At 39.2% G+C, this 6,047-nt stretch carries 6 protein-coding genes; all 6 read left to right on the forward strand.

The window, feature by feature from the left end; translation table 11 throughout:
- Positions 1–100 precede the first annotated feature (100 nt).
- Positions 101–517, forward strand: a complete 417-nt coding sequence (locus FTT76_RS06575) for a heme-binding protein (RefSeq protein WP_180007290.1) — start codon at positions 101–103, stop codon at positions 515–517.
- 499 nt (positions 518–1,016) lie between these two features.
- Positions 1,017–1,454: an I78 family peptidase inhibitor gene (locus FTT76_RS06580; protein ID WP_180007289.1), complete on the forward strand. Its 438-nt coding sequence runs from the start codon at positions 1,017–1,019 to the stop codon at positions 1,452–1,454.
- Positions 1,455–1,566: 112 nt separating this feature from the next.
- Complete coding sequence (locus FTT76_RS06585; protein ID WP_180007288.1) at positions 1,567–1,926, forward strand: hypothetical protein; 360 nt, start codon at positions 1,567–1,569, stop codon at positions 1,924–1,926.
- Positions 1,927–2,222: 296 nt separating this feature from the next.
- Positions 2,223–2,492 (forward strand): hypothetical protein, encoded by a 270-nt coding sequence (locus FTT76_RS06590; protein ID WP_078193937.1) that lies wholly within the window; start codon positions 2,223–2,225, stop codon positions 2,490–2,492.
- Between the two features lie 297 nt (positions 2,493–2,789).
- Positions 2,790–5,429 carry a bifunctional aconitate hydratase 2/2-methylisocitrate dehydratase gene (locus FTT76_RS06595; protein ID WP_180007287.1) on the forward strand — a complete coding sequence of 880 codons (2,640 nt, stop codon included), beginning with the start codon at positions 2,790–2,792 and terminating at the stop codon, positions 5,427–5,429.
- Between the two features lie 185 nt (positions 5,430–5,614).
- Complete coding sequence (locus tag FTT76_RS06600) at positions 5,615–5,923, forward strand: SEL1-like repeat protein (protein WP_180170696.1); 309 nt, start codon at positions 5,615–5,617, stop codon at positions 5,921–5,923.
- The last annotated feature ends 124 nt before the right edge of the window (positions 5,924–6,047 follow it).

A 6,047-nucleotide genomic window follows, 5' to 3' on the forward strand; every position in this document is an offset into this window, starting at 1 on the left:
TCATTTAAATTGGTAAATTCTGCTTTAGAATAAAGCCCGCAGCCTGCTGTGGGCTTTTTTTGTTGTTTTAAGTTCAGTTTTTTAAGAGAAGGATTTTTAAATGAAAACCAAGCATTATTTAACTTTGGCAGATGCAGAATTTTTACTAAACACAGCACATGCTTATGCAGTCGAAAATGGTTTTAATGTCAGCATTGCGGTTACGGATGAGACAGGCAATTTGTTAGCGATGAAACGCATGGATGGTGCATCGCCAATGACAGCAAACCTATGCTTAGAAAAAGCCAAATGTTCTGCGATTAGCCGCCGTCCTTCAAAACTTTTTGAAGACATTATTAAAGGCGGTCAAATGGGCTTTCTGACCATGGATACCTTTTCAGGCATGCTGGAAGGCGGTGAGCCGATTATGTATGAAGGGCAGTTGGTTGGTGCAATGGGCGTGTCTGGCGTAAAGTCTTTTCAGGATGCTGAAATTGCACAGCAGGCGATTCAAGCTTTTTTAGCGCAGCAAAACTAAATATTGTGAGCGTAATAGATACTTCAGTCTTGTCGAAATCATTGGCCTTAATATATTTTGGTTTAGATGTCGATAAATCTCGGTCATAGCATTAAGTCGAAAAAAATCTAAGATTGAGCTGAAATATTAAGCATGTTAGTAACTTATGTATAACTTTGTTGAAGTAAGATTATATCTTACTCAATTAATAGACCTCTTTTATAAGTCATTTTTACGCAGTTCCAAATTATAGATTCCAGCAATTAAATAGAATCTCTATCCTAGTTTGTTACCCCGACAACGTTCAGCAATGGTTTTTAACGGGTTTCATAACCCAATACAGCTTAATCCTTTATTCTTCTTTCATGGATTTCCTAATTATTGAACAATGGATGTGTTGTTGCCCAATTTGGATATCACACCCAATCACAGAAAAAGAGTGCTTGCTAAAAACTGCAATAAACAACTCGTTTATTTACCACAAACTTGATAAGTTAAATTTTTATATTCAGAAATAGACATGATGAAAAATATATGGATTTTAGTTGCACTGACAGCACTTATGGCGGGTTGTAGCACAACACAGCAAACTGAAAATATGCCAGAAAAAATTGGTATAGCAAATCCAGCCAGCCAATATTGTGTAGAGCAAAAAGGTAAACTTGAGATTCGTGATGAAGCAAATGGTCAGGTGGGGTATTGCCATCTGCCAAACGGGCAAGTGGTTGAAGAATGGGCATTATTCCGTAGTAGTCAGACCCAATGTGTACCTGAAAAGGCCAACACTCTGATTGGTCAAGCAAAATTGACAGAAGATCAGATCAAGGCGATTAGCCAAGCTCAAATTGTCCGTCTAGTCAAACCTGGGCAGCCTGTGACAATGGATTATCGTGTAGAGCGCGTAACTGTTACTGTAAATCCAATCAATCAAAAGATTATTCAAGCAACTTGTGGTTAATGCAAACTTATAAAAAAGGCCCGAAAGGGCTTTTTTTGTTTGTTCGGTTGCGACTAATTTAAATGACAAATCCATTACGATCTTTTATATTGCCCCTCGTAAGGAGAAGTTCATGAAAAAGTTATTTGCTTTATCCGTTATGGTGGCTTTGGTCGGCTGTGCTGAAAAAAAACCATTAACCCCTGAAGAGCAGTGGCAGGGTTACTGCCGCAGTGTAGGTAATGCTGCACGTACGATTATGTTAGATCGTCAAAATGCAATTGAAAAAGACAAAGCAGTTGAGCATGCCAACAAAATTGAGGATGAAACCACCAAAGGATTTATCCTGAACATCATTGATGAAGTTTATGCCTTGCCGCAAGCTGAGATTAATACTGATGTTGAAACAGCACGTGAAAAAATTCGTGCTGAGTTTACTGAAAAATGTATCGCAACACCGCATACCGAAATGCCAGATTATAAACCGTTCTAAGGAACGGTTTTTTATGCGAGAAAGCGCGTAAAGCAAAACCTAAAGGCTCTATTCAGCAGTGAGTAGTTACAACAGGGCAACTATCCGTTGTTTAGCCATATGATGGAGTTCATGCTTATTTTGCGAATGCATATTTATCTTCGGGTTACTTTGAATATGAGATGCTTAAAGATTTTAAAATAGCCTAAGCAGAGCGGAATACAAATTGTGACAACTTGCTAAATCATAAATATAGAAAAGCAAATCTTTTTAATGAATAATGAAATGGAGAATAAAAAACAGTAGAGGAGCAGAATATGGACGTTATAGGTTATATGCATCACTCAGATCTACTCCTAGAAGATGAACAAGGCGTAGCAATTATCGGTGGTGGGAACTACGTGCTCAGCATTGGAGATAAAGTCACATTACGCCAAAAAATAGATGAATTTTCTCAACGCTATTTGGTCGATATCAGCTTTGCAAGTAATCAACATCAAACCACATGTCAGGACGAATGGTGCCTCAGATTTACAGGCGATCGAGCGGAACTTCAGCAATATATCACTGCAACCACTGTCCACTAAGGTGGAATATCCAATACTGATAAAAACAGGCAACATTTAGTTGCCTGTTTTTTGATGGTTAATTTTAGTCAAAAGTTAATATGCGCAAGAAAAGCGTGTTCTAAGTATTGATTTTGCTTAATGTATAAACGATATGAGGATCATTTATTTATAAAATAACGGGCATCACGAAGAAACACTTGTAGTGCATTAACTTTTAACTGGAATTTTAGTAAAATTTAGCAGTCCATATTATTTGCGTAGCTTTATTTAAAGCAGGAATGCGTAAATAATTTTTTAAAAAAGAGGAATAACACCGTGCTAGAAGCTTACCGCCAACACGTTGAAGAACGTGCCGCACTCGGAGTCCCACCGAAGCCACTTGACGATGCTCAAACAGCTGCATTAGTTGAATTATTAAAAAACCCACCAGCTGGCGAAGAAGCATTTTTAGTTGATTTACTAGAAAACCGTGTTCCAGCGGGTGTTGACCAAGCTGCATACGTTAAAGCTGCTTTCTTAGCTGCTTTGGCAAAAGGTGAAGCGACTTCTCCACTAGTAACTAAAGAACGTGCGGTTTACCTACTAGGTACTATGCTTGGTGGTTATAACGTTGCTCCTTTAGTTGCACTTCTTGATGATGCAGAGCTTGCTGAATTAGCTGCTGACGCACTTAAGAAAACTCTTCTTGTATTTGATGCGTTCCACGACGTTGCTGATAAAGCAAAAGCGGGCAATGCGAATGCACAAGCAGTTATGCAATCTTGGGCAGATGCTGAATGGTTCACTAGCCGTAAAGACGTTCCTGAAGAAATCAAACTTACAGTTTTCAAAGTAACTGGCGAAACGAACACAGACGACTTGTCACCTGCACAAGACGCGTGGAGCCGTCCAGACATTCCGTTACATGCTAACGCAATGCTTAAAAACGTACGTGACGGTATCAATCCAGAAGTTCCTGGCGAAGTTGGTCCACTTAGCCAAATCAAAGAGCTTATCGCGAAAGGCAACCAAGTTGCTTACGTAGGTGACGTTGTTGGTACTGGTTCTTCTCGTAAGTCAGCAACTAACTCTGTACTTTGGTTCTTTGGTGACGAAATTGCTCACATTCCGAACAAAAAAGACGGTGGTTATTGCTTAGGTTCTAAAATCGCTCCGATTTTCTTCAACACTATGGAAGATGCTGGTGCATTGCCAGTAGAAATCGATGTTCAAAACATGAACATGGGCGACGAAATCACGCTTAAAATCGACCACGCTGCTGCTAAAGTAACGGCGTTCAAAGACGGCGTTCAAATCGCTGAATCTGAACTTAAAACTCCAGTTCTTTTAGATGAAGTACGTGCTGGTGGCCGTATCAACCTTATCGTTGGTCGTGGTTTAACAACTAAAGCTCGTGAAGCTCTTGGTCTTGCACCTTCAACTTTATTCCGTACTCCAGTTCAACCTGCAGCTACTGGTAAAGGCTTCACTCAAGCTCAAAAAATGGTTGGTCGCGCTTGTGGTCTTCCTGAAGGTCAAGGTGTACTTCCAGGTACTTACTGTGAACCTAAGATGACTACTGTTGGTTCTCAAGATACAACAGGTCCAATGACTCGTGACGAACTTAAAGATCTTGCTTGCCTAGGCTTCTCTGCTGACCTAGTTATGCAATCTTTCTGTCATACAGCTGCGTATCCAAAACCAGTTGACGTTCAAATGCAGCACACGCTTCCTGATTTCATTATGAACCGTGGTGGTGTTTCTCTACGTCCAGGTGATGGTATTATCCACTCTTGGTTAAACCGTATGCTTCTTCCAGATACAGTTGGTACTGGTGGTGACTCGCATACTCGTTTCCCAATCGGTATTTCATTCCCAGCGGGTTCTGGTCTTGTAGCGTTTGCTGCTGCAACTGGCGTTATGCCACTAGACATGCCTGAGTCTGTTCTTGTTAAGTTCAAAGGTAAAATGCAACCTGGTATCACTCTACGTGACCTAGTACATGCGATTCCTTACGTTGCGATCCAAGAAGGCGACTTAACTGTAGAGAAAAAAGGTAAGAAGAACATCTTCTCTGGCCGTATCCTTGAGATCGACCTTACAGAAATGGAAACTGACCTTACTGTTGAGCAAGCGTTCGAACTTTCTGACGCTTCTGCTGAACGTTCAGCTGCTGGTTGTTCTATCACGCTTTCTGAAGAGAAAGTTGCTGAATACCTTAAATCAAACATTACTATGTTGAAATGGATGATTTCTGAAGGTTATGGCGATGCTCGTACTATGGCGCGCCGTGTAGAAAACATGGAGAAATGGTTAGCGAACCCAAGCCTAATCAAAGCAGATCCAGATGCTGAATACACTAAAGTGTATGAAATTGACCTTTCTACAATTACTGAACCAGTTCTTTGCTGCCCGAACGACCCAGATGACGCTAAATTGCTTTCTGACGTTGCTGGTACAAAAATTGACGAAGTATTCGTTGGTTCATGTATGACTAACATTGGTCACTTCCGTGCGGCTGGTAAACTTCTAGACAAAGTTCCTGGTGGTTCTTTATCTACTCGTCTATGGTTGGCTCCTCCAACTCGTATGGACGAACGTCAATTGATGGAAGAAGGTTTCTACAACATCTATGGTAAAGCTGGCGCTCGTACAGAAATGCCAGGTTGTTCATTATGTATGGGTAACCAAGCACGTGTAGCTCCGAACACTACTTGTGTATCGACTTCTACTCGTAACTTCCCGAACCGTCTAGGTCAAGGTGCGAACGTTTACTTAGCTTCTGCTGAGCTTGCTTCTGTTGCTGCTGTACTTGGTAAATTACCAACTCCAGCTGAGTACCAAGAATACGCAGCTCAAATTGATAGCATGTCTGCTGACATCTACCAATACTTAAGCTTCGACAAAATGAGCGACTATACTGACGCTTCTAAAGATGTTGATACTAAGAAAATTGCTGCTGCTCAATTGTCTTAATTGATTAAGTAGTTGAAAATAAGGGCTGATTTATCAGCCCTTATTTTATTATTAAAAGTATATTGCGAATTTTATACGTGTTTAAATTTGATTAATTAGAATATTGTAAGTTTAATCTGTTATTAGGTTTAAACGACTTTTATAAAATATTAAGAAATAAGTGATATTGAATTCACGGATTAGTTATGAACTTTAGATTATATTTTTTACCTTTAGTTATAGTATTTTTTTTAAGCTCTTGTTCATCAAGCTCATCTGAACCATTAATTTTATCCGAACAGCAAGAAAAAAATATTTTGAATGAGTATAAAGGTCTGCTTGAAAAGAAAAAGTATGAAAAAGCATATAAAAAATTATTAACTTTAGAAAACGTAAATAATATTAGTAGTTATGCTAAAAATGAGCTTGGGAATTTTTATGAGAATGGAATTTATGTCGATAAAAATTTAGATTCTGCATTAAAATATTATGCTGAAGCTGGAAATGAAAATTAGATCTCTTTCATAAATCAAAAAACGATCTTCTTTTTGGTTAATATTTGCACTCCGGATTTCTTAGCATTCGTGCATAATCTGCGGATGAAATACATCGATTCAAACAAGCTTTCTGATCCTCAGT

Origin of the sequence: Acinetobacter sp. YH01009 (genome assembly GCF_013420765.1) — a bacterium.
Taxonomy (GTDB): Bacteria; Pseudomonadota; Gammaproteobacteria; order Pseudomonadales; family Moraxellaceae; genus Acinetobacter; species Acinetobacter amyesii.

What these genes read in the sequence shown, in the direction of transcription:
- FTT76_RS06585 (WP_180007288.1), top strand. Translation starts at nt 1,567, where the DNA reads ATGAAAAAGTTATTTGCTTTATCCGTTATGGTGGCTTTGGTCGGCTGT.
- FTT76_RS06575 (WP_180007290.1), top strand. Translation starts at nt 101, where the DNA reads ATGAAAACCAAGCATTATTTAACTTTGGCAGATGCAGAATTTTTACTA.
- FTT76_RS06580 (WP_180007289.1), top strand. Translation starts at nt 1,017, where the DNA reads ATGATGAAAAATATATGGATTTTAGTTGCACTGACAGCACTTATGGCG.
- FTT76_RS06590 (WP_078193937.1), top strand. Translation starts at nt 2,223, where the DNA reads ATGGACGTTATAGGTTATATGCATCACTCAGATCTACTCCTAGAAGAT.
- FTT76_RS06600 (WP_180170696.1), top strand. Translation starts at nt 5,615, where the DNA reads ATGAACTTTAGATTATATTTTTTACCTTTAGTTATAGTATTTTTTTTA.